The sequence below is a fragment of the Hymenobacter setariae genome (genome assembly GCF_007713685.1).
In the GTDB taxonomy this organism is placed as follows: Bacteria; Bacteroidota; Bacteroidia; order Cytophagales; family Hymenobacteraceae; genus Hymenobacter; species Hymenobacter setariae.
On the sequence record NZ_VMRJ01000007.1, the window covers coordinates 64,711 to 91,671 of the forward strand.

Annotated in this window: 22 protein-coding genes; 12 read left to right on the forward strand and 10 right to left on the reverse strand. The window is 54.5% G+C overall.

Annotated elements, in window-relative coordinates:
* The first annotated feature begins 113 nt into the window (after positions 1–113).
* Positions 114–1,901, forward strand: coding sequence for an acyl-CoA dehydrogenase family protein (locus tag FNT36_RS22965; protein WP_144852666.1), 1,788 nt, complete (start codon positions 114–116; stop codon positions 1,899–1,901).
* Positions 1,902–2,065: 164 nt separating this feature from the next.
* On the opposite strand, the gene FNT36_RS22970 is transcribed toward FNT36_RS22965, so the two are convergent.
* The 5 genes from FNT36_RS22970 to mutY all read right to left on the reverse strand — a co-directional run bounded on the left by FNT36_RS22970 (position 2,066) and on the right by mutY (position 8,757).
* Positions 2,066–3,535, reverse strand: a complete 1,470-nt coding sequence (locus FNT36_RS22970) for a hypothetical protein (RefSeq protein ID WP_144852668.1) — start codon at positions 3,533–3,535, stop codon at positions 2,066–2,068.
* 623 nt (positions 3,536–4,158) lie between these two features.
* Positions 4,159–6,255: an ATP-dependent DNA helicase RecG gene (recG, locus tag FNT36_RS22975; RefSeq protein ID WP_144852670.1), complete on the reverse strand. Its 2,097-nt coding sequence runs from the start codon at positions 6,253–6,255 to the stop codon at positions 4,159–4,161.
* A 109-nt stretch (positions 6,256–6,364) separates the two neighbouring features.
* Positions 6,365–6,958, reverse strand: coding sequence for a gliding motility lipoprotein GldD (gldD, locus tag FNT36_RS22980; protein ID WP_144852672.1), 594 nt, complete (start codon positions 6,956–6,958; stop codon positions 6,365–6,367).
* 120 nt (positions 6,959–7,078) lie between these two features.
* Positions 7,079–7,501 (reverse strand): single-stranded DNA-binding protein, encoded by a 423-nt coding sequence (locus FNT36_RS22985; protein WP_144852674.1) that lies wholly within the window; start codon positions 7,499–7,501, stop codon positions 7,079–7,081.
* 149 nt (positions 7,502–7,650) lie between these two features.
* On the reverse strand, positions 7,651–8,757 hold the full coding sequence (mutY, locus tag FNT36_RS22990; protein ID WP_144852676.1) for an A/G-specific adenine glycosylase: 1,107 nt from the start codon (positions 8,755–8,757) through the stop codon (positions 7,651–7,653).
* 93 nt (positions 8,758–8,850) lie between these two features.
* Between mutY and FNT36_RS22995 the strand changes: the two genes are divergently transcribed.
* The 3 genes from FNT36_RS22995 (at position 8,851) to FNT36_RS23005 (ending at position 12,405) form a co-directional block, all read left to right on the forward strand.
* Positions 8,851–9,291 carry an HU family DNA-binding protein gene (locus tag FNT36_RS22995; RefSeq protein ID WP_198991545.1) on the forward strand — a complete coding sequence of 147 codons (441 nt, stop codon included), beginning with the start codon at positions 8,851–8,853 and terminating at the stop codon, positions 9,289–9,291.
* A 122-nt stretch (positions 9,292–9,413) separates the two neighbouring features.
* Complete coding sequence (locus FNT36_RS23000; RefSeq protein WP_144852680.1) at positions 9,414–10,349, forward strand: tetratricopeptide repeat protein; 936 nt, start codon at positions 9,414–9,416, stop codon at positions 10,347–10,349.
* A gap of 439 nt (positions 10,350–10,788) precedes the next feature.
* Complete coding sequence (locus FNT36_RS23005) at positions 10,789–12,405, forward strand: Rne/Rng family ribonuclease (RefSeq protein WP_144852682.1); 1,617 nt, start codon at positions 10,789–10,791, stop codon at positions 12,403–12,405.
* 198 nt (positions 12,406–12,603) lie between these two features.
* On the opposite strand, the gene FNT36_RS23010 is transcribed toward FNT36_RS23005, so the two are convergent.
* Complete coding sequence (locus FNT36_RS23010; protein ID WP_144852684.1) at positions 12,604–13,287, reverse strand: porin family protein; 684 nt, start codon at positions 13,285–13,287, stop codon at positions 12,604–12,606.
* An 85-nt stretch (positions 13,288–13,372) separates the two neighbouring features.
* On the opposite strand from FNT36_RS23010, the gene FNT36_RS23015 reads away from it, so the two are divergent.
* The 8 genes from FNT36_RS23015 to FNT36_RS23050 all read left to right on the forward strand — a co-directional run bounded on the left by FNT36_RS23015 (position 13,373) and on the right by FNT36_RS23050 (position 22,509).
* Positions 13,373–14,392 carry a gliding motility protein GldB-related protein gene (locus tag FNT36_RS23015; protein WP_144852686.1) on the forward strand — a complete coding sequence of 340 codons (1,020 nt, stop codon included), beginning with the start codon at positions 13,373–13,375 and terminating at the stop codon, positions 14,390–14,392.
* A 44-nt stretch (positions 14,393–14,436) separates the two neighbouring features.
* Positions 14,437–15,651 carry a glycosyltransferase family 4 protein gene (locus FNT36_RS23020; protein WP_144852688.1) on the forward strand — a complete coding sequence of 405 codons (1,215 nt, stop codon included), beginning with the start codon at positions 14,437–14,439 and terminating at the stop codon, positions 15,649–15,651.
* Positions 15,652–16,197: 546 nt separating this feature from the next.
* Positions 16,198–17,184, forward strand: coding sequence for a glycosyltransferase (locus FNT36_RS23025; protein WP_233636170.1), 987 nt, complete (start codon positions 16,198–16,200; stop codon positions 17,182–17,184).
* A 134-nt stretch (positions 17,185–17,318) separates the two neighbouring features.
* On the forward strand, positions 17,319–18,227 hold the full coding sequence (locus FNT36_RS23030; protein ID WP_144852692.1) for an LEA type 2 family protein: 909 nt from the start codon (positions 17,319–17,321) through the stop codon (positions 18,225–18,227).
* 56 nt (positions 18,228–18,283) lie between these two features.
* Positions 18,284–18,538 carry a hypothetical protein gene (locus FNT36_RS23035; RefSeq protein WP_144852694.1) on the forward strand — a complete coding sequence of 85 codons (255 nt, stop codon included), beginning with the start codon at positions 18,284–18,286 and terminating at the stop codon, positions 18,536–18,538.
* Positions 18,539–19,622: 1,084 nt separating this feature from the next.
* Entirely contained in the window at positions 19,623–20,366 is a 744-nt protein-coding gene (locus FNT36_RS23040) for a hypothetical protein (protein ID WP_144852696.1), read from the forward strand.
* 13 nt (positions 20,367–20,379) lie between these two features.
* The gene (locus tag FNT36_RS23045; RefSeq protein WP_144852698.1) at positions 20,380–20,826 is read left to right on the forward strand and encodes a hypothetical protein; all 447 of its coding nucleotides are present in this window, start codon (positions 20,380–20,382) and stop codon (positions 20,824–20,826) included.
* A gap of 36 nt (positions 20,827–20,862) precedes the next feature.
* On the forward strand, positions 20,863–22,509 hold the full coding sequence (locus FNT36_RS23050) for a sensor histidine kinase (RefSeq protein WP_144852700.1): 1,647 nt from the start codon (positions 20,863–20,865) through the stop codon (positions 22,507–22,509).
* Positions 22,510–22,568: 59 nt separating this feature from the next.
* Here FNT36_RS23050 and FNT36_RS23055 read toward each other — a convergent pair whose 3' ends face one another.
* The 4 genes from FNT36_RS23055 to FNT36_RS23070 all read right to left on the reverse strand — a co-directional run bounded on the left by FNT36_RS23055 (position 22,569) and on the right by FNT36_RS23070 (position 26,794).
* The gene (locus tag FNT36_RS23055; RefSeq protein WP_144852702.1) at positions 22,569–23,408 is read right to left on the reverse strand and encodes a cyanophycinase; all 840 of its coding nucleotides are present in this window, start codon (positions 23,406–23,408) and stop codon (positions 22,569–22,571) included.
* Between the two features lie 247 nt (positions 23,409–23,655).
* The gene (locus FNT36_RS23060) at positions 23,656–24,567 is read right to left on the reverse strand and encodes an isoaspartyl peptidase/L-asparaginase family protein (RefSeq protein WP_144852704.1); all 912 of its coding nucleotides are present in this window, start codon (positions 24,565–24,567) and stop codon (positions 23,656–23,658) included.
* On the reverse strand, positions 24,564–24,980 hold the full coding sequence (locus FNT36_RS23065) for a hypothetical protein (RefSeq protein WP_144852706.1): 417 nt from the start codon (positions 24,978–24,980) through the stop codon (positions 24,564–24,566). The genes FNT36_RS23060 and FNT36_RS23065 overlap by 4 nt, the downstream gene beginning before the upstream one ends.
* A 227-nt stretch (positions 24,981–25,207) precedes the next feature.
* A complete protein-coding gene (locus FNT36_RS23070; protein WP_144852708.1) occupies positions 25,208–26,794 on the reverse strand; it encodes a PQQ-dependent sugar dehydrogenase in 1,587 nt (528 codons plus the stop codon).
* Positions 26,795–26,961 lie beyond the last annotated feature (167 nt).

The following is a 26,961-nucleotide window of genomic DNA, read 5'->3' on the forward strand; positions in this document are numbered from 1 at the left end:
CGGCACGCCTAACATTTTTTTCTTATCTTGCAACACCAAAACGCTCGGCGCGTTGTTGTCTAAATACTCTGCTAGCCTAACAGTTTCAATCCCACTCAACCGCATAGTTCATCATGGAAGTATCCAACAAAACCGCTCCCAAGGGCGGCGAATTCATCATCAAAGCCACGGAGGCCCAAGACGTTTTCACGCCCGCCGACTTTTCGGAGGAGCAGAACATGATGTACCAGACCTGCCTCGACTTCGTAGAAACCGAGGTACGGCCGCTGGTAGAGCGCCTCGATAACCACGAGGAGGGCCTGATGCGTGGCCTGATGGAAAAAGCCGGCCAGCTTGGCCTGTTTGGGGTGAGCGTGCCGGAAGAGTTTGGCGGCCTGAATATGGACTTCCCTACCGCACTACGCGTGACGGAAGGCGTGGGCGGCGGCAATTCGTTTCCGGTGGCGTTTGCGGCGCACACGGGCATTGCCCTGCTGCCGATTCTGTACTTCGGCAACGATGAGCAGAAGAAAAAATACATCCCCGGTCTCACCGATGGCACGCTGATGGGTGCATATTGCCTCACCGAGCCCGGCTCGGGCTCCGATGCCCTAGGTGCTAAAACCAAGGCTGTGCTCAACGCCGAAGGCACGCACTACGTGCTGAACGGCCAGAAAATGTGGATTACCAACGCTGGCTTTGCCGACGTGTTTATCGTGTTTGCCAAGATTGACGGCGAGCAGTTCACGGGCTTCATCGTGGACAAAGACACGCCCGGCCTGAGCCTCGGCAACGAGGAGCACAAGATGGGCATTAAAGGCAGCAGCACCCGCCAGGTGTTCCTGACCGACGCGCTGGTGCCCAAGGAAAACGTGCTGGGCGAGATTGGCAAAGGCCACCTCATCGCCTTCAACGTGCTGAATATCGGCCGCATTAAGCTGGCCGCCGCCTGCCTAGGTGGTGCCAAAGCTACCGCCACGCAGAGCGTGAAGTATGCCAACGAACGTGTGCAGTTCAAGCTGCCTATTTCGAAGTTTGGCGCTATTCGCTACAAATTGGCGCAGCAGGCCATTCGGATGTACGCCGTGGAGTCAGCCATTTACCGCGCTGGCGAGGACATCTACCGCAAAGAGCAGGAGCTGATGGCCAGCGGCATGGGTACCAACGAGGCCCTACTGGGTGCCGCCCGCGAGTTTGCCGTGGAGTGCGCCATGCTGAAAGTAGAAGGCTCAGAAGTGCTTGATTATGTGACCGACGAGGGTGTGCAGATTTATGGTGGCTACGGCTTCTCGGCCGACTACCCTATGGACCGCAACTACCGCGACTCGCGCATCAACCGGATTTTTGAGGGTACCAACGAAATCAACCGGATGCTGGCCGTGGATATGATTTTGAAGAAGGGTCTGAAAGGCGAGCTCGACCTTATGGGCCCGGCCCAAGCCGTGCAGCAGGAGTTGATGAGCATCCCAAGCATGGGCGAGAGCGACGATTCGGCCTTTGCTGCTGAGAAGAAAGCCATCGCCAACATGAAGAAAGCGGTGCTAATGGTAGCCGGCACGGCCGTGCAGAAGTATATGAACTCGCTCGCCAAAGAGCAGGAAGTGCTGATGAACATTGCCGACATGGCCATCAAAACCTACGTGGCCGAAAGCACGCTGTTGCGCGTCGAAAAAGAAATTGCCGCCAAAGGTGAAGAAGCCCTGAGCCGCCAGCTCGACATGGCTCGTGTGTACCTCTCCGACGCTATCGACCTGGTTGAGAAATCGGGTCGCGAAGCCATCGCCAGCATGACCGAGGGCGATGAGCAGCGTCTGATGAGCATGGGCCTTAAGCGCTTCACCAAGCCTGACCTCTTCAACGTAAAAGATGCCCGCCGCCGTGTAGCTGCGGGGCTGATTGAAGCCAACGAGTACATCTATTAATCGCAGGTGCGCGGCTGATTACGCTCTTCTATGACAAACAGAAAAGGCTGCTCTCACGAGCAGCCTTTTCTGTTTTACCACCTTATCACTGAGTACCTAAACCTAGCAATCCAAAAAGTTAGCTACACCAGCGGCGTATCTATGCAATTCCTATAATCACTGGTCTACTTCAGCTTCACTTCATTCAACTGCAAGGCTGCCGATTTTTTGCTGGGGCGGCTAACGCCGATGATTTCTTTAGGGCCGAGCCAAGTGGTAAAGTCTTTGACGTAGGCTAGCTGCTGGTCGTTGGCTACGTTGAGTTTAAGGCGCTGCTGGGCACCTAGGATGCCATTACGTGCCTGAATGTGGCGCAGGTAGAGGTCCGACTTGCCGCCAATGTTTTCCAGCGTCAATAGCTGCACATCTTCGCCAAACACGGCGGCCCGGAAACCGATGCCGGTATAACTGTCGATAGCGGGCGCTACCTGGTCTTTAGGCACTACTAGGTGCCAAGTAGGTGTCACGAACGCGCTATAGCCGAATACGTGCAACTCGCGGGCGTGCACCGGCTGGTCAGGGCCGCCTTCCTCAAAGTGTCGCTCGGCAATGATGACCAGGTTTGTGTTTTCCGATAGCAGCATATCGGCCAAATAAATATCTTCTAGTCGCTTCGGCTCAGTTCCCGTGGCTTTTCCTACCTCAGCAAGGTAGGCGGGGGCAAATGGTAGCTCAGGTGCCAGCTTGAGGCTCTTGTTTTCAAAGTCGAAGCGCACGACTTTCAGGCTGGTTAGCTCGCCACTGTCATAGTTGGCACACAGCGCAGCCGCGTACAGCTGCCCGTCGGGCAGCAAGCTGAATTTGGCATCCCGAATTGTAATGGGCTTGCCCTCAAACACACCGCCCACCGGCACCCCTAGGACTGGTATTGGAGTTGGCACGCCAATGCGGTCGGGCGTTGCAGGATAGCGTCGCACCGTGAGTTTGCGCATGGCATCGCCGAGCATAGTCACGTATTGCGTACCATCATTAGCCAAGATGATGTTGGGAGAGAAAAAGTCACCCTGGTCCCGAAAATCATAAGTACGGTCCAGAATTTTGGTCAGCTTCTGGTCGTAGAGCGTACCCACTAGACTGCGTACCTGCTCATCGCGAGTGGCGTAGCGATAAGCGAGCAGCCGCGTACCATCGGGCGAGAGGCGCACGCTGGGGCGACGCTCACTGGCAGCGGCCGTCACGAGCACCACTGGCGCTCCCTTCTGGCCGCTAGCTAGAGCCACGGGCTGCACGGCTAGGTCCTGGCCGTTTTCGTCGGCGTGGTGCAGCACCACCCAGACTTGCTCGGCACTGCGGCCAAATGCCTCCACCGTTTCGCCGGGTGCAATTGGCAGCGTGGTGCTCCATTGCTTTTTGAGGTCGGCGCTATAGCGCTCGACGGCGTAGGCACTGCCACTTTGGTGCGCCAGAATAACGAAGCCACTGCCATCGGCCAGGGCCAGTGTTTTGCGAGGCACGCGCTGGTTGTAACGGTCCTCGCCTTGCTCGGGCAGGTAGCTGAATGGCGCCGATTTTACTTTCTGCGCTTGGGCTGAATAACTGGTACCTATCAGCCCACCCATTACCAATGCAAGGGCTACTGCAAAACGACGCATCATAACTTAATATTAAAAAGCTTGGACCTAGGGCAAATCTAGCGGCCAAAAGTACCGCCTAGCCTCTTGTACCGCGCCGCTCGCTGCGGGCAAGCATCAACCGCTGAGGGGAAAGGATAATCTTGCGGCAATATTTTTTGCTTTGTATCAGTTACTTTTGTAACATAATACACCGCGCTACGCAACCTTATCACTTGGCAGTCGTTTAACTGCCGCGCTGCGTAAGCAGCACAGTACACACTCTACCTTTCTTCTCTCCCACCCATCCTTTAGCGCTCGATACTTTAGAAAAATCACCTTAACCTCGCTGCTCTGCGCTTCTTTGCTAGCAGCGTTTCATCCATGAAATCTTTCGCTAAAATCAGCTCGCTCTTCGCGCTCATCATCATTGGACGCTATTTGCAGCCAGCGGCTATCGCCCCCCTAGCGACGACTCGTCCTACTTCCACTGCACAAGCATTGCCCTTGGCACTAGCACGCTATACGTCTACCCCGCTTCTCAAATCGCAGCCATCCACCGGGCAACCTCAGGCGGCTCGAACGCAGGCATCACAGGGTTATTTTTTGTAATTCGGCAAGCGGCTTCTCAAGAAGCCGCTTTTTTGTTGCACTTACTGGCCAAAAACTTAGCTTATCCGACTCCAATTCACGGCCGTAGCGGGTAGGCTTTCGATATGGCGCCGAATATTGCCGTGCTCGGGGCGTGCCAAGTCGGGGTCGTCGTTTAGGATAGCTTGCGCGGCGGCTCGGCTTTCGGTTAAGATGCGTCCATCCTTGGCTAGGTCAGCAATGAGCAGGTCGAGCACGCCGCTCTGCTGCGTACCCATTAGGTCGCCAGGGCCACGCAGCTTCAGGTCAATGTCGGCTATCTCGAAGCCGTTGTTGGTGCGTACCATAGTTTCGAGGCGCGTGCGGCTGTCTTTGCTCAGCTTATAGCCTGTCATCAGGACGCAGTAGCTCTGGTCGGCGCCGCGGCCCACGCGCCCCCGCAACTGGTGCAGCTGCGAGAGGCCGAAGCGCTCGGCGCTCTCAATTATCATCACCGAGGCGTTAGGCACATTCACCCCTACCTCGATTACGGTGGTTGCCACCATTATCTGCGTTTCCTTATTCACGAAGCGCGCCATCTCGAAGTCTTTCTGCTCGGCCGACATGCGCCCGTGCACGATGCTGATTTGCATCTCCGGAAAAGCGCGGCTTACGCTTTCGTAGCCGTCAGTTAGGTCCTTATAATCGAGTGTTTCGCTTTCTTCAATAAGCGGATATACAATGTATACCTGCCGACCTAGGGCCACCTGGTCGCGCACAAACTGAAATACTTTCAGGCGGTTGGCATCGTAGCGGTGCACCGTCACGATGGGCTTGCGGCCGGCAGGCAGCTCGTCAATTACGCTTACGTCGAGGTCACCGTAGAGCGTCATGGCAAGCGTACGCGGAATGGGCGTCGCCGTCATCACGAGCACGTGCGGAATCACGTAGGGGTTTTTCTGCCACAGCTTCGAGCGCTGCGCCACCCCAAAACGGTGCTGCTCGTCCATGATGGTCAGCCCTAGGTTGCGAAACTGCACCACGTCTTCGAGCAGCGCGTGGGTGCCCACCAGCATTTGCATAGTGCCTTCGCGCAACTGCTCGTGCAGTTCGCGCCGCACACGGGTGGGCGTGCTGCCCGTGAGCTTACCTAGGTTGATGCCGAGTTGGTTGGCATACACCTTGAGGCCCTGGTAGTGCTGGTCGGCCAATATTTCGGTGGGCGCCATCAGGCAGCTCTGAGCGCCGTTGTCGGCGGCCATCAGCATCGAGATAAAGGCTACGATGGTCTTGCCCGAACCCACGTCGCCCTGCAGCAGCCGGTTCATCTGCTTTCCGGCCAAGAAGTCCTTGTAAATCTCGTGGATAACCCGCTTTTGCGCGCCCGTTAGGTCGAAGGGCATGATATCCTTGTAGAAGTGCACCAGCGTGGGCACTTCATTAAAGACTTGTCCAGCTAGGGTCACTTTGCGCTGGTCTTTCTGGCGCAATAGCTTGAGCTGCACATAAAACAGCTCCTCAAACTTGAGCCGAAACCGCGCTCTATCCAGTAAGTCTTGATTCTGCGGGAAGTGGATTTGCTGTAAGGCCGCCGCCTTATCCATCAACCCATATTGTTGAATCAGGGCCGGCGACAGTGTTTCAGTAACCTGCGGCAGCGCGATTTTCAGCAGGTCGCTCACCATGCGCATGATAGCCTTGCTATCGATGCGGTGGTAGTTTTTCAACTTTTCACTGGTGTTGTACACTGGCTGCAAAAAGCTCTGGCCTGCCTTCTGCTCAGTTACTTCTTCCAGCTCGGGGTGGGCCATCTGGGGGCGGCCATTGAACATAGTGGGCTTGCCAAATACAATGTACTCTTGGTGGTTTTTGATGACCTTCTCCAAATAGTTCACCCCCTTAAACCACACCACCTCTAGTTCGCCGCTGGCATCGCCCACCTTGGCTACGAGGCGCTTCTTAGGGCCCTCCCCTATCACTTCGCGGCCGCGCAAAATGCCCTTTACCTGCACAAACGACATGTCGTCGTGCAGGTCTACTATATTATAAAACTGCGTGCGGTCGAGGTAGCGAAACGGGTAGCGCTGAATAAGGTCGCCGTAGGTAAACAACCCTAGCTCCTTGCCCAGCAGCTGTGCTCGCTGCACTCCTACTCCTCGCAGGTATTCAAGCTTGGTATTAAAAAAATTGCTCATGTATCCAGCTGTTAGCTTTTGGCTGTTAGCTGCTAGCTTTTCTTAAATAGTTTTCAATTATTGGCAGCTGACGCTTGGCAATGCCGTAGCAACTACAAAACTCATTTCTTTACTTCTTGTACTTAAGCGAATTAAGTAGCTTAATCATATCGTATTTCACGTACTCTATCACCGGCGCCAGCGAATCATTGGCCGTAGCGGTGCGGAAGTAGAGCGCTGCCCGGAAGAAGTGCTTGGTGCTGTCGGTGGTATAAAACTGGAACTGACTCGGCACCTCGCCCTCTAGCTCAAATACCGAAGCGCGCATGCCGTTGGGAGTGCGCAGTATTTTCTCTTCTATTGAAGTGGCTTTAATTTGGTGCTTACCCGTGAGCTTGCGCGCATCTTCCATCATCTTATTATAGAGCTTGCGGTCGCGCACTACATCGGTATAAGTAATCTGCACATTGGCGTGCAACCGCGGGTAATAGATATTGAGCCAGTCGGGCTGCGCTAGGTACGATGAATCGCGCAGCACCTTGGCGGCCGTCGAATATTCAAACTCGTAGGGGTGCCCCGGCCCGAGCACCCGGTAGCGATGGGGCGGCAAGTCGATGCGGTTGTAGCCCTTGGGCTTGGGCGTGTAGTCGGGCGCCGACGAGCAAGCGGCTACCAGGCTGGCCACCGCCAGCAGCGGCAACCCCCAGAATCGGGAGAAAGTCATGAGATGCAAAAGCCAGAATCAACCCAAAGGTAGCAAGCTGCTATCCGGCCCAACACCAAAACGCCCCGGCTTGGTGCCGGGGCGCGGAGTCTAGGTTCATAACGGAGACTGACTCAACCGCTAGAATGGAAGTTTATCAAGCTCGGGCTCTTGGCGCAGGCTCACGTTTTCCTCAGCACTGGTACTAGGAGCACTGGCATTATTGCCGCCGGCCCGCCCACCTAGGAGCGAAATCTCATCGGCGATAATCTCGGTGATATAGCGCGTTTGCTGGTCTTTATCTTGGTACTGGCGAGTGCGCAGTTTGCCTTCTATATATACCTGGGTGCCCTTTTTAAGGTACTTCTCAGCCAGCTCTGCCAAGCCGCGCCACGCCGAGATGTTGTGCCACTCGGTACGCTCGACACGGGTACCCTGCTTGTCTTTATAATATTCGTTGGTAGCCAAGGTAAAGTGCGCCACACTATTCCCGCTCTCAAGGTGGCGTATTTCGGGGTCTTTACCGAGGTTGCCTACCAGAATTACTTTGTTTACTCCGGCCATGTTGTTGCTAGTCTTTGCTAGTTTAAAAAGTGAAATGCAAGCTGTCGCCACCTAGGGTGTTCGACAGTTTAAAATTACGAATAGCGACCGGCATTTGCAAATATAATTGGCAATTTTTTACCAAAAATAATAGCAAGCAATACGGCTCCTCACTTAGCCTTAGCCAAGTAATTGCTAATGAGAACAGGCTTAGGCAGGGCTTCTATTTCGCTAGCGGAGTAGGACCGCAAGCCTAGGTCGCGCGCGGCGGTCTCGGGCAGGGCAGCGGCTAGCTCCACTGCATGGAAGCGAGCCTCGAGCTTCTGGTGACTCAGCACGTGGCGCAAGGTGGGGGCTGGCCGGTCCTCAGCTACGTGGCTAGTGACCAGCGTTCCTCCTAGGGCTTCAACATGGCGCACAACTTCGGCCGCGGACATGGTGGCCGCATCGGTTTCGGCCAGCGCAAAGTCATATAGCCCTTGCCAGATGTCGCCGCCCGGCCGCTCTTTTAAATAAAGCCTCTCACCATGGCGCAGCACGAAATAGTGGAAGTACCGCGTGCGCACCGCTTTGGCCTTGGCCTTGACCGGTAGCAACGTTACCTGCCCGTGCTGAAATGCCCAGCACTGGCTTTGTAAGGGGCAAAATAGACAATCGGGCTTGAGTGGCGTGCACTGCAAAGCCCCAAACTCCATAATGGCTTGGTTGAACTCAGCAGCGTGGGCCGGGGGCAAGTGCTGGTCGGCCACAGCCTGAAACTCCTTGCGCGAAGCAGGCGCTGCAATATCAGAATGCAGCCCGAAAATGCGAGCCAATACGCGAAAAACGTTGCCATCGAGCACGGCCACAGCCTCGTCGAACGCAAAAGATGCGATAGCCGCTGCTGTGTAAGGCCCTACTCCTTTAAGCTGGCGCAGCCCAGCATAGGTACTCGGAAACTGCCCGTCAAACTCGCGCACCACCTGCTGGGCCGTGTGGTGCATGTTGCGAGCGCGGGAGTAGTAGCCCAGGCCTTGCCAGTGGCGCAGCACTTCCTGCTCGGGGGCAGCAGCCAAGTCTTGCACAGTAGGGTAAGAAGTCAGAAAATCAAGATAATACGGCAGGCCTTGCGCGACGCGCGTCTGCTGTAGAATAACTTCAGATAGCCATATAGCATAGGGATTGCGGGTATGGCGCCAAGGCAAGTCGCGGCGGTGGCGCGGATACCAATTTAGCAAAGCCGAAGCTAGGAACGACGGGGCTGGCGAAGCCGCCGCCGGAGCGGTAGGAACAAGCAAGAGAATGAGGCAGAATATTTTGACAAAGGTCAATTTTGAGGTCAACCATTGGCCAAACGAAAAAAAAGGAGTACCTTTGTGGTCCGATTTCCAATGGCAACCCCTTACCGGGCAAGGGCTTACGCCGGAAAACGGAGGATTAAGCGTCCGACAAAATCATTTTTTTCACTTCCAGTACCCCTTACCAACGTGACCAAAGCTGAGGTAATTTCCGAAATTTCGCAGAAAACCGGCATCGAGAAAGCCGATGTGCTGACGACCGTAGAAGCCTTCTTCAAAGTAGTGAAGGACTCTATGACTGAGGGCCATAATATTTACGTGCGTGGCTTCGGCTCGTTTGTGAACAAGAAGCGTGCCCGCAAAGTAGCCCGCAACATCTCTAAAAACACGTCGCTCATCATCGACGAGCACTACATTCCGAGCTTCAAGCCCAGCAAGACGTTCGTAGCCAAAATCAAAGGCAGCAAAAAAGTAGTTGGCGAAGATGCCGCTCCCAAAGCCAAAGCTCCCAAGGCTAAAAAGGCTAAATCCTAGTTTGAGTTGAAGTGAAAAGTGATGGGGTGAGAAGGTTAGCGTGGTGATAGCCAGCCCGTTGGGTTTTAGCTATTGTCTCCGGCCTTCTCACCCCATCGCTTTCTTACTGCTTTTCTTTCTCTATGTCTCTTTCCCGCACTGGTACGCATCAAGCTTTGCTGCTGGTTGGCGCTTTAGCGCTAGCCGGAGGGCTCTACGCTTTGCCTAAGGGTATTGTGAAGCCCAAGGAAAGTAAAGCCGAGTTAACTCAGGACGCTGCCCGCACTGCCAATCGCGACGGTGGCGGCATGGCCACCAACGGCTCAAAAACCGAGGCTTCCTCGGGCCCACGCCCAGCTGAAACAGCTACCGTTGGGCCAAATGAAGCTGGAGGCACGGCTGCCGCACCGCACACGCAGGCCAATGCTACGCAGCGCCGCGAGCTCAATGGGCTGCTGGCTAAATACAAGGCGACTACCGACGCGGCCACCCGCCGCCAAGTATCTCTGGACCTAGGCAGCCGCTACGAAGCCGTGCAACGCTTCGACAGTGCGGGGTATTACTACGCGGAAGTGGCACTGGCACAGCCCGCCGAAAAGGCGTGGCAAAAGGCCGCCGATGCCTACTTCCAAGCTTATAGCTTCGCCTCGTCAGAAGCCAGAAAGAAAATGCTAGGCGAAAGGGCGCGGGAACTGTACGACAACGTACTTACCGCCAACCCTAACAACCTAGATGCTAAGACCAACCTAGGCATGGCTTACATGAGCAGCGACAACCCTGTGAAGGGAATTACGCTGCTGCGTGAGGTACTGGAGCAGGACCCCAAAAACGAAAAGGTACTGTATAACCTAGGCGTTTTGGCGATTCAAAGCAACCAGTACGACAAAGCTGCTGAGCGCTTTGCACAGCTCGTCCAAGTCAACCCCAATAACGTAGAAGGCCAGTTTTACCTGGGTGTGACGCTAGCTCGGACCAACCGAGCCGCGGGTGCCAAGGCGGCCTTTCTCAAGGCGAAAAGCCTCAGCCAAGACCCGGCCCTAGCCGCGTCGGTGGAGGAAGAACTTGCCAAGCTTCAGTAGGGCGCCTACCAGCCAGCCAGTTATTATGCGTAACTTGCCGGGCTAATTTGGCTTACCCTACTTCTAGATACCTCATTTCTAACTTTTAACTCATCCGAAGATGCCCTGCGGTAAAAAACGTAAACGCCATAAAATCGCCACCCACAAGCGCAAGAAGCGCCTGCGCAAGAACCGCCACAAGAAGAAGTAATCTTCTGACTTCGTGCGGTGTAGGGGGCGGGGCGACTGGCAGCAATGCTAGCCGCCCGCCTATCTCTCACGTAGCCTCCGCCACGCGGACGACTAACGTGGTGTGCCAGCCGGCTTCGCTGAGCGAAGTTGGGGCCGTGGCTCGCGAGGGGAAGCTGGGACACTCTTGGTCCTGGCTTCCCTTTTGCCAGTTTCGGGGCAACCCATGTCGGCGAAGCCGGCCTAGGGCTATTTTAACCAACCTAATACGTTGAGCAATGAATTAATAATCAATTCGACCCCCGAGGGTGAGCGGATTGCCTTGCTCCAGGATAAGCGGCTGATTGAGTATCATTTCGACCGCAACGACACCAACTATGCAGTAGGTGACATTTTCCTGGGCACCGTGCGAAAGGTGATGCCGGGCCTCAACGCGGCTTTTGTGGATATTGGCTCCGAGAAGGATGCCTTTCTGCACTATGGCGACCTAGGTGAGCAGTACCCCTCCCTCAATAAGTGGGTAACCAGCGTAATGAAGCATCAGGCTCAAACCGCTGGCCTAGAAAAATTTACCCTAGAGCCGCCCCTCGAAAAAGTAGGCAAGGCCGATAGCGTGTTCAAGAAAGGCCAAGCCATCTTGGTGCAGGTTATAAAGGAGCCCATTTCGACCAAGGGGCCACGGGTAAGTACCGATATTTCGATGGCGGGCCGCTACTTGGTATTGATGCCTTTTACCAATACCATCAGCGTTTCCAAGAAAATAGTTAGCAAAGCAGAACGCGACCGGCTTAAGCGGCTCATTGCCAGCATTAAGCCCGATGGCTTCGGCGTTATTATCCGTACCGTGGCCGAAGGCCGCGAAGTCGCCGAGCTCGACAAAGACATGCAGAGCATGGTCGAGAACTGGGAGACCCTATATGCTAACCTGCGCAAGGGTCAGCCTCGCGACAAGGTATTGGGTGAGCTCGGCCGCACCTCGTCGATGCTGCGCGATATGCTCAACGAGTCGTTTGACTCGATTGTGGTAGACACGCCGGCGCGGTTTGAGGAAATGCGCGATTACGTGCAGAAAATCGCCCCCGACCGTGCGGGCTTGGTGAAGCTGCATAATAACAAAGCCAAGGTTTTTGAGCACCTAGGGATTGAAAAGCAGCTCAAAACGCTGTTTGGCAAGACGGTGAGTGTGCCGGGCGGCGGCTACCTCGTGATAGAGCACACCGAGGCGCTACACGTAGTAGACGTCAACTCGGGCTCGAAGAGCAACCAGGAGAACGACCAAGAGGCTACGGCCCTTATGATTAATCTACTGGCTGCTAAAGAAGTAGCTCGGCAATTACGCCTGCGCGACATGGGCGGCATCATCGTGGTTGACTTCATTGATATGCGCGCCGCTGAGAGCCGCAAGAAGGTGGAGGATGCGGTGTACCACATCATGAAGCAGGATAAGGCCAAGTTTACCATCTTGCCTATCACCAAGTTTGGGTTGATGCAGATAACCCGCCAGCGGGTGCGCCCGGCCGAAACCATTGTGACTGGCGAGGTATGCCCTACTTGCGGCGGCACCGGCAAGATTTCGGCTTCTATTCAGGTCACGGACGAGATTGACAACAGTATCGACGACCTGTTGCTCAACCAAAACCAAACCGGTATTACACTCTACGTGCATCCTTTCCTGCACGCGTTCTACACCAAAGGCTTGGTATCGCGGCAGATGAAGTGGTACCTGAAATACTACAAATGGGTGAAGGTGATGAAGGACACTTCCCTAGGTCTCACCGACTTCCGCATCGAGGACGAGCATGGCGAGCAGATAGAACTGCACTCGGCAGCCGCCGCCATGGCTCGCGCCCAAGACCGCGAAATGCCACATATCGAGACCACCGAGTAAAACGCATTTAATAACTGTCGCGAATATACTTGGCTACGCCGAGCTGATTACGTAGAAGATTGATAAAGAAAAAGCCGCCCTCTCAGGCGGCTTTTTCTTTATCAATCTTCTGAAATTTTAGCTCTTATCTGTTAAGCTATTCAACCTGTAGGAGGCGAGAATATCTGCGAAATCCGACAAATCCGTTCTACTCTGCAGTTAGAACTTGAGGCCTAGGTCGAGCGCAAAGACACTGTTCTTGATGTTTACATCGCTGAAGCCGCGGGTACGCTCGAAATAGCGGTCAAAATCAATTAGGCCGTGGTGGTAGCTGAGGCCAGCGAGCAGCTTGGTACTTTGGCCGAGTTGATACTCGACACCGGCCCCGCCAATGATGTTGGCATCGATGTCAAAAACGTGTTTACCAGCTTTGGTTTGGTTGTTATTGTCGTAGAGGTCAGTGTAGTATTTATCGCCATTGATACGCACCTGCACGGGCACCGCCAACGAGCCGCCTACTTGAAAGTAAACGCGGGTATCAGGCGCTACCTCATTAGTAAAGAGCTTAATAGTGAGGGGCAGCTCGAGGTACTGCATGGCTATTTTCTGCTCTACCCGGGCCACTCCTGGGCGAGCAGAGGTTTGCTCGTTGTAGCTGATTGTGCCCCCTTTCCCGGTCAGGAACAAGCCCGTATTGAAGGCGTAGTTCTCCCCAAAGAAGTAATCCATGAAAACCCCGCCGCCGAAGCTGAATTTAGAGCTTTCGGAGCTAAATGAAGTGCCCGACGGCGAATCGGGACGCAAATACGCGATAGAAGGCGATACCTTCAAGCCAATTTCAACCTGCGCGAAGGCAGCAGGGGCCAGGGCCAAGGCGGCTACGGTGAGGAGTATTTTTTTCATAAAGTGAAAATGGAACGGCTATCAGGCACTTGACAGTATAGCACGACGTTGGAAAAGTGTAATTTTACGCGAAATTAACCTAGCCTTGAAAATATCTCTCTATCCGAAGGCCCTCCTTTTGGCGGGCGTGGCCCTGCTGGCCGGCTGCAAGCAAGGCGAAGAAGCTGGCTGCCGCCCCGACCCAGCGGCTAATGCGCCAGTTGCATCGCTGCAGCTGAAGCACTTGGAGCGCGCTTTTTTCCAGATTAAAAATCCTGCTCAAGGGTTGCAGTTTATGCAAGCCAACCCGGCCTTTGCGCGCTATTATTTGCAAGTAGGACAAGCGCCTTCGCCTAATGCGCTGGCTACCAGCCTAGCTCAGCTCGCTACTAACCCAGCTTTGGAGAAGCTAGGGCGCGAGACGGCGGCGGCCTTTCCCGATTCGGCGAGCCTGCGGCGTGACTTAGGGACGATGTTTGGGAAGGTACATTATTACTTCCCCGATTTCAAGACGCCACCCGTAGCGGCCACCTACGTGAGTGGACTGCTAGGCAAGGATATTTTTGTGAATGACAGCCTGTTGGTACTCAGCCTCGACTGGTACATCGGGCCCAAAGCCAGCTACCGGCCCGACCTGCCGGGCTATATGCTGCGGCGCTATCGCCCGGCCAACTTACTACCCACGCTGGCCACGGCAGTAGCGGGCAAGTACGTGCCGCGTAAGCTTACAGCCCCGTCGGTGCTCGACGAAATGATAAGCCAGGGCAAGCGCCTGTACTTCGCAGGGCAGGTGCTGCCCTGCGCGCCCGATACGCTGCTCATGGGCTACACTGGCAAAGAGCTAAGTGGTCTTCAATTTAATGAAGCCAAGGTATGGGGGCATTTTCTGGAGAATAACCTGCTGTATTCGAGTACGCCCTTTCTGATTCAGAAGTACGTAGCCGAGCGGCCCAACGTGCCCGAAATCGACGCCACCTGCCCCGGCCGCGTGGGCCAGTGGGTGGGCTTACAAATCATTCGTAAGTACATGGCCGAGCACCCCGGTGTAACCTTGCCGCAGCTTATGGCCCAAACCGACGCTCAGCGCATTTTAACTGAGTCGCACTATCGCCCGAAGAAGAGCTAGGAAATGATAATCAATTAACTATCTATTTTTAGCTTGTAGCTCTCTTGCACGTCGCCGTTTTTAGCCAGTACCATACCAGCCCCGACTGCCCGGCTACCAGCCGGCACTACACGCTGCTGGCTGAGCTGGTGAAACACCATCGTGTGTCGCTGCTGACTACGCCGGCCTGGCGGAGCCAGCAGCTAACGCAGGAATTTGCATGGGTGCCGCCCGGCGTAGAGCTGTACGAGGCTAATATCCCCTATGACAATAAGATGGGGCCGGCACGCCGGGCGCTGGCGTTTGCGCAGTACGCGGCGTGGGCCGTGCGGGCGGGCCGCCGCCTAGGTCGCCCCGATGTAGTGTGGGGCATCAGCACGCCACTAACGGCGGCGTGGGCGGCCGCACGAGTGGCGCAGCACTGGCAAGTGCCGTGGGTGTTTGAGGTGCAGGACTTGTGGCCCTCGTTTCCGGTAGCTATGGGTGCGGTGCCTACAGCATTGGCTCGGCGGCAGCTATTTGCGCTGGAAAAACGGCTGTATGACAGTGCCGCGCATATTGTGCCCCTTTCGCCTGACATGAGTACCTACGTGACTGACCTAGGTGTGCCTCCCGCCAAAATCACCACGCTGCTCAATGGCACCGACCTCGACTTGGCAGCTCGGGCCACTCCCGAAGCTGTGGCTGCACTGCGCCACGCTCAGGGCCTAGGTGGCCAGCGGGTGATACTCTACGCCGGCACATTTGGCCGGGCCAATGACATGCCCACCGTGGTAGCCGCGGCCGAAGCTATGATGGCAGCCGACCCTACCGTGACTTGGTTGTTTTTAGGCCACGGGCACTATGCACCGCTGGTGGCAGTGGCGGCAGCCCGCTGGCCGGGGCGCATCCGGCTCATAGGTGGGCAGCCGCGACACGCGGTATTTAGCTGGTTTGCGCTGGCCGATGTGGCAGTAGTGTCCTTTTTAAATCTGCCCGTGCTCGATACCAACTCCCCAGCTAAGCTTTATGATGCGCTGGCTGTGGGTACGCCCGTTGTTGTCACCAACCAAGGCTGGACCAAAACCTTGGTGGAACAGTACGGCTGCGGCTGGTATGCCCCGGCCGGCGACGCTACGGCTCTGGCCGCGCAGCTGCAGACAGTGCTGGCTACGCCCGCCGCGCTGGCCGAGGCCGGCGCACGTGGCCAGCAGCTAGCACTACGGGCTTTCGACCGCCGTCAGCTAGCCACCCAGATGCTCGCTATTTTGGCAACTGCTGCCGAAATGCCCCACCGTTAGCCCTAGGTAGAGCAACGGACTTGATGAATATCGCTATTAGCAAAGTACTCTAGCGTGTCAAACACCGTGGGCGGAGTGATGCAGTGATACCTTTTGCTGAACACCTAGGATGTGTCGTTCTCAGCCAACTTCAAGCTGAATAAAAGAACGCCACTAAAGCGTTTATTCTATTGGCAATCAGTCTTCTCTTCAATAATAACTTAGCCTAAACGCACCAGCGCATTAAGCTATATGTAGGACGTTCGGTACACTTTTCTTAATACCTGCTTATTTAATAAGAGAAAAGTACTATCCGTATTTACCTCATTCAACTATCAAAAAATCAGTAGTTTGCTCAGCAACGGCCATGATACACGCCGCCGTAGAAAAGGAGCCACCTAGGGGCTAGCTACACCTGCCTTTTGGGTAGCCACTCGCATTGGTAGAGCGGCATCTATGGTTTGGTTGACAATATTCTTTGGCGGTTTTTTTGGACTCTTCGCCCTTATACTCCTACGTGCGGGATGGCCCCGGCCGGCGCTTCCACCGCTTACGAGTTACCCACGCGTGAGCATTTTAGTAGCGGCACGCAACGAGGCTGCTACCATCGAGCGCTGCTTAGCCTCTTTGGCAGAGCTAAATTATCCGGTCGACAAGCTCGAAATCCTGATTGGTGACGATGCCTCGACCGACGAGACCAGTGCCGTGGTGCAGCGCTTTATTAAAGACCAACCGCACTTTCAACTCCTGCCCATTCGGCACCGCCTAGGTACGGCTCGTGGCAAAGGCAATGTGCTGGCACATTTGTGCCGCGCCGCTACCACCGACTACTTCTTGCTGACCGATGCCGACATGGCACTTAGCCCCGACTGGGTGCAGACCATGGTAGCAGCCGCGCCGGCGGGGGTGGGTATCGTCACGGGCATCACTACGGCCGATGGGTCGCTGTTTGGGCGGCTACAGGGGCTCGACTGGCTCTTTGGCCTCAATCTTATCCGGCTGCTTACTGATTGCGGACTGCCTATTACGGCAGTGGGCAACAATATGCTCGTGACGCGGGCAGCCTATGAGTCTAGCGGTGGCTACGAGGCGCTGGCGTTTAGCATCACCGAGGACCTCCAACTTTTTCAGCAAGTAGTAGCCCAGGGCTGGCGCTGCCAAAACATTATCGACCCACGCGTACTGGGCATTTCGGCGCCGCAGCCTACTCTTGGCCACCTGCTGCGCCAGCGCAAGCGCTGGATGAAGGGCGCGAGCCGCTTGCCTTGGCAGCTAGGCGCACTCTTTAGCTTTTACGGGATGTTTTACACGGTACTGGGCTGGCCCAACCTGCTTCCGCTGAGCACCATCGGGATGCTGTATGCAGGTAAGGTATTATGCCAAAGCCTCTTTCTAACCATCACCCTGCGGCAGGCGGGGCACCGCGAGCGCCTAGGTGTGCTCCTACTCTACGATGGCTATTTGCTGCTGATGTCGCTGGCAGTACTGGCTTACACCGTGTGGCCTGGCAATATCGAGTGGAAGGCACGCCGCTACGACTGGGTCGAAGGGTAAGCGAAAATGAGTAATTGGACAAGGAGCAATGAGCAGATATAACTCATTATAAATCAATTATTATCATTACTTATAGATTATTACGCCTATTAAACTGCTATTAACTATTCACCGCTCATTGCTCCTACTTCTTTATGGCTACTTCTTCAAACGAGCGTCACCCGGTGCGCACGACGCTACTCGTATTGCTTGGGCTTTTGGTGGTAGGCGGCGGCATTACCTACTTCGCCACCGACCACGGCAAAGCCTTGCTGCCCACCCTAGAGCAGCCTATGCTCAACATCAGTCAGATTACCCGCGAGCGCCTAAAAGGGCAGTTTATGGTGAAGCTGCGCAACCATGCGCCCATTGACCTTAAGATTGATAGTCTGCGCTACAAAGCACGCATGGAAGGCAAACAGTTGGCGCACGGCCACAAAGCCCGCCCGCTTGTGGTCAAGGGCAATGCCCTTGGCAGCCTAGAGCTGCCCCTCACCCTCAACCTGCCGCAGGTGGCGCATGAGGCCAAAACCGCGCAGCGCGACTGCGTGACCGTGCAGCTGCACACCGTACTTTACGCCGACTTGCCCGGCGTGGGCCCCAAGGAAATACCGGTGGATGTGCGCAAGCGCGTCTACATCCCGAAGCTGCCTAAGATAGAAGTGGCCGACGTGGACATCACCAAGCTCGGGCTAAATAAAGAGGAGGCCACGGTGAACCTGCGCGTGACCAACTACGAATCCATTCCCTTCACCGTGAAACAAGTGAATTACCGCTTTCAGGTGGAGGACGACCTCGACGTGAAAGGTCAGGAAACCAAGGATGTTACTTTCAAAAAGAAAGGCACTGAGCTGATGCCCATCCACGTAAAGTTTCAGCCCAAGAAGATGCCTAAGGTACTGTTCAAGACCATTTTCAAACCTAAGAAAACGGATTATAAGCTCACGGGCACGGCTACCATTGCCGCTGGCCCGGCCAGCGCCCGCGATGCTACCATGCACTTCAATAGCAGCGGTACTATGAAAGAACTGAAAGAACTGGCCAAAGGCGATAAAGATGAATAGCAATTGCCAGCAGTCCCAAACTACCACCTAGGTTCACTCAAAATCACTTTCGCGCGATGCCTCTCCACCCCGAACTAGACAAAAAGCTAAGCAAAATCTACGAGCCCCGCACGACCATCGACGACGTATTCAAGGGCTATGATATCACCTTCGTAACCAACGAAAATGGCGAGCCAGTACTGCTGTTCTTTGGCAAGCGCCGGCCCGACGGCCTCATTGCTGGCGAGCGCTTCACACGCACCATCAAGCGGCAGCCGGGCAGTTTAGAAGTAAAATCCAGCCACTGGGACAACCAAGGCAAGATTAGATAAGCAGTGAGGCGAGCCCGGAGAAGCTAAGTTTTTAGCGCCTTCCCACGCCTAAATTTTAGAAACAACCTATTGGCAGACCTATAGCATTATAGAAAGTCATAACAGAATATTACTTAGTATAGCTAGATAGTATCATTGACCTATCATTTTCCCTATCTTTGGAGCGAGGCTATTTGTAGCTTTCATTATCATTTACTTACGGCAGCCATTACGAGTTGATTTGCGCTTCTTAGCTCCTCTCCTATTGGCTGCGCTCGCTCTCTATGAAAACTCTCTACTTTGCAACCTGGCCTTTGCTGGCCAGCTACTCACCCATTGCAATGGTGCATGGCCAGCCACACACACCAACGGGCCCACCGGACACTAGCTTACCACATTGGGGCTAGGTGGCAACAGCTGCTTGTGCATTCGCCAGCTGTCTTAGCGTGCGCAGGTACCTGGCTCTCGTTGGTGGGCCTACTCTACCAAACACTAGCATTGGGTTCCCAGCAACTGTGGCATTAGCAGCTACCGGTGGTGCTCGCTAGGTGAGCACATTCGCTTGCCTATATCCTAGGATAAAGCGCCCTCAAGAGGACTAAGTCTTTTGCTTACCCCTTTCTTGTGAGGGCCCGCTGAGCCTATAGCAGTAGCTTATTGAGCAGCTGAACCCTTAGCCTTTGCATAAAAGGCGCATAGGTCATCACCGACGAATAACTCTTCTTACTATTAGCAATGGTACATACTTCTTTGCTAATCTTTCTCCCTCGAATAAGCTATTGTTAAAAGGAAAGGACCCGCTATGAAATCCAAGCGTTACGCATTGATATTCCTTTTACTTAGCATTCTGTTTCTAACTTCTGTGCAACGCTCTGTGGCGCAGCGAACGCAAATCAGAGGGTTTGTAGATGCTTCTACGTATTACCAGAGAGGGAAATTAAACTTTAGCCTTGGTGAACAAGACTTATTTATTACTTCCGAAATAACGCAGCGGTTATCTTTCTTAGGAGAAACAGTTTTTAAGTATTCGCCAGATTCGCCTACTGATTTTGATATTAGTATCGAGCGCATTATTTTAAAATACAATTACTTCGGCAACCACAGCGTGCTGCTTGGCAAGCACCACACGCCCATCAACTATTGGAATGATACTTACCACCATGGTAGGGTCTTTTTTCCGACGGTTGACCGGCCGCTCTTGTTTGCGCAGAATTTTATTCCGCTTCACACCACTGGCATCAGCTTACAAGGACAGAACCTAGGGCGACTCCGCTTCGGCTACGATGCCATGCTAGGCAACGGCCTAGGGTCAGGAGATGTGGAGGATAACAATAGGTTTAAGTCGCTTACGCTAGCAGTGCACATAAAGCCGACCAATGGCATGCGCCTAGGGGCTTCCCTTTACCACGATGTTATCTCGAAGGGAAGTACCATCCACAACCACTCAACTGGCGGCACCACTCTAGCGCTCAGCAGAATAAGCCAGAATATCATGACGGCTTCGGTGGCATACAACGACTCTATTTTTTCCAAGAAATTCGAGTTGCTGGTCGAGAGCAGCATGGCTGTCAACAAGTCGGATAGCCTAGGTGAGCAAAAAGCGCTGGCTACCTACGCTTATGCTGGCCTTCGGATTACAGATAAAATCATTCCTTATGTCAGAGTCGATGACATCCGGTATAACCATAGAGAAGTCTACTTCATGGACAACAATACGCGCTCCTTTGTAGGAGGCGTGCGGTACGAACTGAGTTACCTAGCTGTATTTAAACTTGAATACCAGCACGTAGAGAGCCACATGTATACTAATTCAGACAACCTCATTTTCCAGGTTGCAGTTGGGTTTTAGCTTACTATTACTTATGGCTTGGATTTGGCGATTTTCTATTAGCGTTTTTATAATCAGCCTACTTTGTCACTTATCGGCGAGTGCGCAAGAATTGAATTTGGTAGTCATTGCCAACGGAAAAGGAATACCGTCTGAAATGAAATTACCTCAATTGCAATCAACCATGCGGGGCGAAAAACTACGGTGGCCCGATGGTAGCAAGGTTATTATCGCGCTACTTAAGAGCAGCACACCTATTGGCGTTACTACTAGCAAGAAGATTTATAACATGAGTGCAAACGAGCTAAATAAATATTGGCTCGCTTTGGTATTTCAAGGAAAAGCTGATGCCCCTAATTTCTTCAACTCGGAAAGCGAACTAGAAGAATTTGTTTCCCAAACTAATGGAGCGATTGGCGTAGTTTCTCGTCCAACTGCCAGCAATAAAGTTATTCTTATTGATGGGAAAAGGTTTTTATAAGCGCCTTCTTTCCTTCGCCTCTAATCAATCTTTTGCATGCTAGCCACTACCCCGGCATCCTTGCCTCTTTCCCTTCTACGGCACCTTCGTCTGACGGTTAAGACTAAAATTTGGATGACGGTAACCACAATTGTCTTACTATTTTCCTTTTTTGTCTTATTCTATCTACCCGCCATTCAAGAAAGAACTTTATTAAATAATTTTAATAAAGACGTTCAGAACCATGCTAATACCGTTGCGCTAGGGGTGAAAATTGCTATGACTGAACAAAACTTCCAAGGAGTTCAAACTGCTATGGATTTTGTGAAGCAAGACCCTCTATTACGGTTCGTAAGTTTAATTCAGATTGATACAATTTGGAATACAAACCACACTTCGTACAAACAAGTTAAGAATATTTTCAAAACGTATCCTGACAAGAAGAAAGTTGATGTTAATGTAGCATCCAACGATTCGGTGGTAGTTAAGCACGCAAGTATTAACACACCAACGATGCAGGGTGAAATCGTTTTAGCTTTTTCTACAAAGGAAATTATTCAAAGCCGAAAACAGATTCGAGCCACCTCACTTTTTTTTAGCTTTTTAGTATTCAGCATTGGTATTCTAATCGGCTTTGTTTTAGCTCGCAATATTTCCGTTCCTATTCTGAAGCTACGCGATGCTGCAACTAAAGTAGGCCGCGGCGACCTGACGCAACAGGTAGTAAATAAGTCGCACGATGAAATTGGCGAGCTAGGGCTGGTTTTCAATAAAATGGTTACTGACTTAGCAACAGCCCGCCAAGAATTAGAAAGCCGCACAAGTGAGTTAATTACTGAGAAAAGAAAATCAGATGATTTACTTGATGGCCTCAAGCAAACTCTTGCCGACCTAAAAGCAACGCAAGAACAATTAATCAGGCAGGAAAAACTAGCGTCGGTAGGGCAATTGACTAAGGGATTAGTAGACAGGCTACTTAATCCTCTAAGCTATGTTAGCAATTTTGCAGCAGTGTCAATTGAGCTGTTACAAGAAAGCCAAGAATTATTAACTACCGACAGTTATACTACATCTGAGCATTCGCACCGCGAAGCATTGGCCTTACTTTCCTTAACCGAAGGCAATATAGAAAAGATACAAGAGCACGGCTCTAGCTTGACTAGGATAGTTCGCAGCATGGATAAGCTATTACAAAATAAATCGGAAATCTTTATTGAGAGTGATATTAATAATTTTGTAGAAACACAATTAAGTAATTATAGAATAAATATGGATAAGAATTATCGCGATATATCCTTAGAATTGATTCAAGACTCTGCTTTGATTTGTGCCATGGTAAGGATTTTACCTACTGAAATGGCTTTAGCACTAAGCAACTTACTGAATAATGCGATGTATGCCTTACATGAGAAGGCTTTAAGAGACTCATCTTTCAACCCTAAGCTCATAGTAGAAACCCGAAACGACGGCAAGTATGCTGCGATACTTATCAAAGACAACGGCACCGGCATTTCTGAAGTAGAGCAACAGCAATTGTTTTCTCCTTTCTTCACTACCAAGCCTACTTCTAAGGGCACAGGCTTAGGCCTTTTCCTCAGTCAGGATATCGTCAAAACTCATAAAGGGACTATCTCGGTAGATTCCGAGCCGGATGCCTATACCACGTTCACTATTCAGCTGCCGCTATCTGATGCGGCGGCCTGAAATAGTACACCTAGGCCGCGTATCGTTGCTGCAGCTATCGGCCGTTTATAGCTCATTGCTCAGAAGCCCCACCCGGGCAGCGTAAAGTGTTGGCCCTTGGCCAGCAGGTGCAGGCGCAGGTCTCGGATGGAGAAGACCTCGCCGGGGGCGATATCGTAGATGGTATTGCCGGTGCAGTCGTGGCCGTCGAGCAGTACCACAATGCCGTTGCCGAGCACCTCTACCTCGCGGCCTTTGGTGATGAGCACGGCAGTGTCTTCTTCGAGCCCTAGGCCGATGCAGCCGGGATTGGTGGCAATAATTTGGGCCATGCGCACGATGCGCCCGCGTTTGACAAAGTGCGTATCGATGGCTACATCGCGCAGCAGCTGCAAGCCGGTAGTAATATGAATTTCATCTTTGAGAAAGCCTGCGTCGTTGCGCCCTTGGTATATCATGGGCGTGCTCATGGCCGCGGCCCCCGCGCTGGTGCCCGCAATGATGATGGGCTCGTGTAGGTAGCGCTCGCCTAGGCGTGCCAGCACTGCGGTGCCGCCGAGCAAGGCCGTGAGGCGCAGCTGGTCGCCGCCCGTAAAAAGTACCCCATCGGCACGGTTGATGGTATCGACCGCCTCGGCGCTATTGGCCTGCGCCCGGCTCTGGATGTTGAGCACTTCGAGGTGCTCGACGCCAAGCGCCGTAAACGCCTCAATGTAGTCTTGGGCAGCTTCGTCGGCTTCTTCCGAAGCAGTTGGGATGATGACGACGGTGCGCTTGCCACCCAGCTCATCGACGAAGCGCTGGAGAATAAAATCAGCTGATTTTTCGTGGGCAGTGCTAGCCTCGTTAGCGGCTTCGCGCTGCTCGTGGCCACCAATAGCTAGGAGGCTGCCTTTGGGAATAGATGGTTTAGTAGGCATAAAAACAGAAAATGGACCGGCCCGCGTAAGCTAGCCGCAGGTCAGCGCGGGGCGGGAGTACCCCTGGCAGCAGGCAACTGCCGCAGTTTATCGGTCAGCTTCCCAGCCCGTGGCTACTTTTAAAGGTAGAGGTGACCGTAATGAGCGCTCTCGTTCTAAACAGTTACTACTGCTCTCCGGCGACGCTATAAATACGGATTTTTTTCTTCGGATAACGCGTATTCGAGCCCTAGGCTCGCTACGAAAGCTACTCTTCGCGGAAGATGGCCACGTAAGGGTCGGCCTCGCCTACGCGATAGGCACGGCGCATTACGTTGGTATTAAACTCAATAGCCACGCGGCCCTCGGGGTCGAGCGCTATCACGCCCTTGTCGCCGCGCAGGGCTTCGTCGTGCAGCCCTAGGGCCTCCCGGCACGCTTCCACAAGGGGCAAGCCTTTGTACTTGACCAAGGCGCAGACCTCGTGGGCCAGGGCCCCGCGCATGATGATTTCACCATCGCCGGTGCACGATACGGCGCAGGCGTCGTTGGTGGCGTAGGTGCCGCCGCCCAGCACGGGGCTATCGCCCACGCGGCCCTTAGCTTGGCCTTCGATGCCGCCAGTGCTAGTAGCCACGGCTAGGTTGCCGGCCAGGTCGAGGGCCACGGCGCCCACTGTGTCGTGCCCCGAGGGAGCGGGCTCTTGCTGCGCCAGCTCGAGCCACTGCGCACGCGTTTTGGCAGTTTGGAAGTAGTCGGGGCCCGCCACTGGTAAGCCCCGCTGCAGGGCAAACTCCAGGGCGCCTTCGCCGGCCAGGTACACGTGGGGGCTGTGGTCGAGCACCGCCCGGGCCAAACTGATAGGATGCTTCACGTACTTGACGCCGCTCACGGCGCCTGCTTGCAGAGTGCGGCCGTCCATGATGGCGGCATCAAGCTCTGCTTCGCCCTGGCGGGTGAGGCTGGCCCCGCGCCCAGCATTGAAGTGGGGGTTGTCTTCGAAGCAGCGCACGGCCGCTTCCACGGCATCGAGCGCCGAGCCGCCCTGGTTCAAGATAATCCAACCCGCCTGCAGGGCTTCGCCGAGGCCCACGCGCTGGAAGGCGGCTTCTTCTTCCGATAGCTCACCGGGCTTCATGGTCACGGCGCCGCCGTGCACTACAATCGCATATAGACTCATACGGTACCAATGGGAATAAGCTGCCACAACTGCCCCCCACCCTGGGGCAGGCACTGCAAGCGGAAATAGCCACGCAATAGATGGCCTTCAAAACAGAGGCGCAGCACGCCCTCTACTAGGTCGGCACGCAGGTTGGGTAGTAGGCCCGGGTGGGCCGGGGCCAGCTGCAGTGCTCCCGTATCGAGGCGCGTGAGCGGGTCGCTAGGTGTAGCCGTGGGCAACTGCCACAGTAGCACCGGGCGTTTGGCTAGCTGCTTAAGGGGCAGCGGTATGACCCAGTGTGCTAGGCACCCGTAGGCATCTTCGAGCGACAGTTGGTGGTAGTGCGGGCTGGTTTGGGAGCGCGATACTTCGAAAGAAACTACAGACGAAGGCGGCGCACCAGCCACCTTGGGTAAGGAAACAGGGCTCATGGCGTAGGTGGGAAAAGGTGAGTTTCTAAGCTTCTAAACGGCCCATTTCCAAGCTAGAGCTATTCGATAAACCCTGATTTTTAACTGCGTAAGTCGCGTAGCAACCTACGTATTTTCACCATACCGCCAGTCTATTCCAATAGGTATCACCTTGGCTTTTTGACACCTAACCATTTTGCAGATTGGCGTGCAACTACTGTAGGTTTCAGCTACTACCTGCCCTAGGCTCACTTACCCGCTTGGCGGGCGGCCCGAGCCGGGCGGCGAGTATCGGCGCTGCCTGCCGCCCTAGGTGCCGCAGCAGGCGCGGGGCGGCCTGGCGCCAAGCCACCGCCTCGCTGGTAAGTAAACTCCAAAATGCAGCCCTTGCAGCTAGTGCCCTTGGGGTCTTCCTTCGATGGGCCCGACGTGACGGAGGCGCTGTCGGTGGCTAAGTAGAGGCGGCGGCCATCGGGCGACAGGGCCACATCGCGGTAGCGCACGGGCGCCTTGAAGTAGGTGAGCGTGTCGCCCACCACGCGGGTACCGGCCGCATCTAGGCGCAGGCGCAGCAGCTTGCCGTGCTTGAGAGTGGGCACCAACAGCGAGTTTTGCCAGCCCGGAATGGCCGCTGCTGTGTACACCGCCAGGCTGCTAGGTGCCTCCGAGGGCCACTCGGGCGCCTCAGCGTGGCGCTTGGTCTTGGCGAAAAAGTCTTTTAAAAACGCGTTAGAGTTAGGGTACAGCGTTTTGATGGGGTCGCGGTAGGTGGCCCCTAGGGCCCTGGCGTTAGTGCTTTCGCTGCCGATGAGCGGGTAGGTGGTGTGCCAGGGGCCGGGCAGCGTGGCTCGGTCCGATACGCTGGCCGCCAGCCCGTCGTAGTTACCATCGTTGTAGCCAATAATGAGCGGGTGACCGTAATTTTTGCCCGGCTCCACGATGTTGATTTCATCGTCGGAATAAGGGCCGTGCTCGCTTTCGTAGAGGTGCCCAGTGCCGCCTACCACCGCGTAGGCTAGGCCCTGCGGGTTGCGGTGGCCGATGCTCCACACGGCGCTTTGGCGGCTGGCACCACCGTAGGGATTGTCGTTGGGCAGCCACTGGTCGGCGGGGGCAGCATCAGCATCGGGCGCGAGGTTGAAGCGTAAGACTTTGCCTTTGTAGTGGGTGGGCTGCTGCGCGTGGTTGGGCCGGCCCCCATTGTCAAACTGCCCGGCCCCTAGGTCACCAATGCTATAAAACAGATAGTCCTTCCCCTCCACCGGCGCAATGAGCAGCCGGCCACCGTTGTGGTCGCTGCTGCCGGGCAGCGTATCGCAGAGCACCACGGGGCGCGTCAGGGTTTGGGCGGCCGGCTGGTACTCGTAGCGCACGATGCGCGTGGTGAAGAAGTAGCCGCCGTAGTTGGGCGCGCCGCCCTTGCCCGGCTGGTCCGCCCCCGCAAAGCGATAGAGGTAGGCCAGGTATACATATGGCTGCCCCTGTAGTAGCTGCGGGTGCAGGGCCATGCCCATGAGGCCGCCCTGGGGCCAGGGTTTGCCGCCATCTAGCGAGTCAGAAAGCTTGTCGTAGCGCGGAAACTGGCGCTCGCGGCTCAGGTCGAGCAGCACGGTCTTGGTGCCAGTAGCGGGGTCGAGCCGGCTCACGCGGTAGCCCTTGGCTTCGGTTATCCAGAGATGGTTATCGGGGCCATAGGTAAGCTCCCAAGGGTCGCTGAGCTGCCGCGCCAGCACGCGCCGCCCAAATACTTCGCCCTGCGGGCCAGTCACAGTTTGGGCCCAGGCTCCGGCACTGCTGGCTAGTAAGCTATAAATCAGAAAAATCGTGGCACGCATAAAAAGAAAATAACCGAGCCAGCCTACAGGGGCGACCCAAGCTAATCTTACTATACGGAGCCTAGGGGTGCGTGAAGTACGGATTTAGCTCTTTATAACTACTGAAAGTCATTGCCTTGCTGCCCTGGGTTACTGGCAGCGGCCTAGGCAGCAAAAAAGAAAAGTCC

Coding starts and splice junctions, on each gene's coding strand:
- FNT36_RS22965 (WP_144852666.1), top strand. CDS start 114: ATGGAAGTATCCAACAAAACCGCTCCCAAGGGCGGCGAATTCATCATC.
- FNT36_RS22970 (WP_144852668.1), bottom strand. CDS start 3,535: ATGATGCGTCGTTTTGCAGTAGCCCTTGCATTGGTAATGGGTGGGCTG.
- recG (WP_144852670.1), bottom strand. CDS start 6,255: ATGAGCAATTTTTTTAATACCAAGCTTGAATACCTGCGAGGAGTAGGA.
- gldD (WP_144852672.1), bottom strand. CDS start 6,958: ATGACTTTCTCCCGATTCTGGGGGTTGCCGCTGCTGGCGGTGGCCAGC.
- FNT36_RS22985 (WP_144852674.1), bottom strand. CDS start 7,501: ATGGCCGGAGTAAACAAAGTAATTCTGGTAGGCAACCTCGGTAAAGAC.
- FNT36_RS22995 (WP_198991545.1), top strand. CDS start 8,851: ATGGCAACCCCTTACCGGGCAAGGGCTTACGCCGGAAAACGGAGGATT.
- FNT36_RS23000 (WP_144852680.1), top strand. CDS start 9,414: ATGTCTCTTTCCCGCACTGGTACGCATCAAGCTTTGCTGCTGGTTGGC.
- FNT36_RS23010 (WP_144852684.1), bottom strand. CDS start 13,287: ATGAAAAAAATACTCCTCACCGTAGCCGCCTTGGCCCTGGCCCCTGCT.
- FNT36_RS23030 (WP_144852692.1), top strand. CDS start 17,319: ATGGCTACTTCTTCAAACGAGCGTCACCCGGTGCGCACGACGCTACTC.
- FNT36_RS23035 (WP_144852694.1), top strand. CDS start 18,284: ATGCCTCTCCACCCCGAACTAGACAAAAAGCTAAGCAAAATCTACGAG.
- FNT36_RS23045 (WP_144852698.1), top strand. CDS start 20,380: ATGGCTTGGATTTGGCGATTTTCTATTAGCGTTTTTATAATCAGCCTA.
- FNT36_RS23050 (WP_144852700.1), top strand. CDS start 20,863: ATGCTAGCCACTACCCCGGCATCCTTGCCTCTTTCCCTTCTACGGCAC.
- FNT36_RS23055 (WP_144852702.1), bottom strand. CDS start 23,408: ATGCCTACTAAACCATCTATTCCCAAAGGCAGCCTCCTAGCTATTGGT.
- FNT36_RS23060 (WP_144852704.1), bottom strand. CDS start 24,567: ATGAGTCTATATGCGATTGTAGTGCACGGCGGCGCCGTGACCATGAAG.
- FNT36_RS23065 (WP_144852706.1), bottom strand. CDS start 24,980: ATGAGCCCTGTTTCCTTACCCAAGGTGGCTGGTGCGCCGCCTTCGTCT.
- FNT36_RS23070 (WP_144852708.1), bottom strand. CDS start 26,794: ATGCGTGCCACGATTTTTCTGATTTATAGCTTACTAGCCAGCAGTGCC.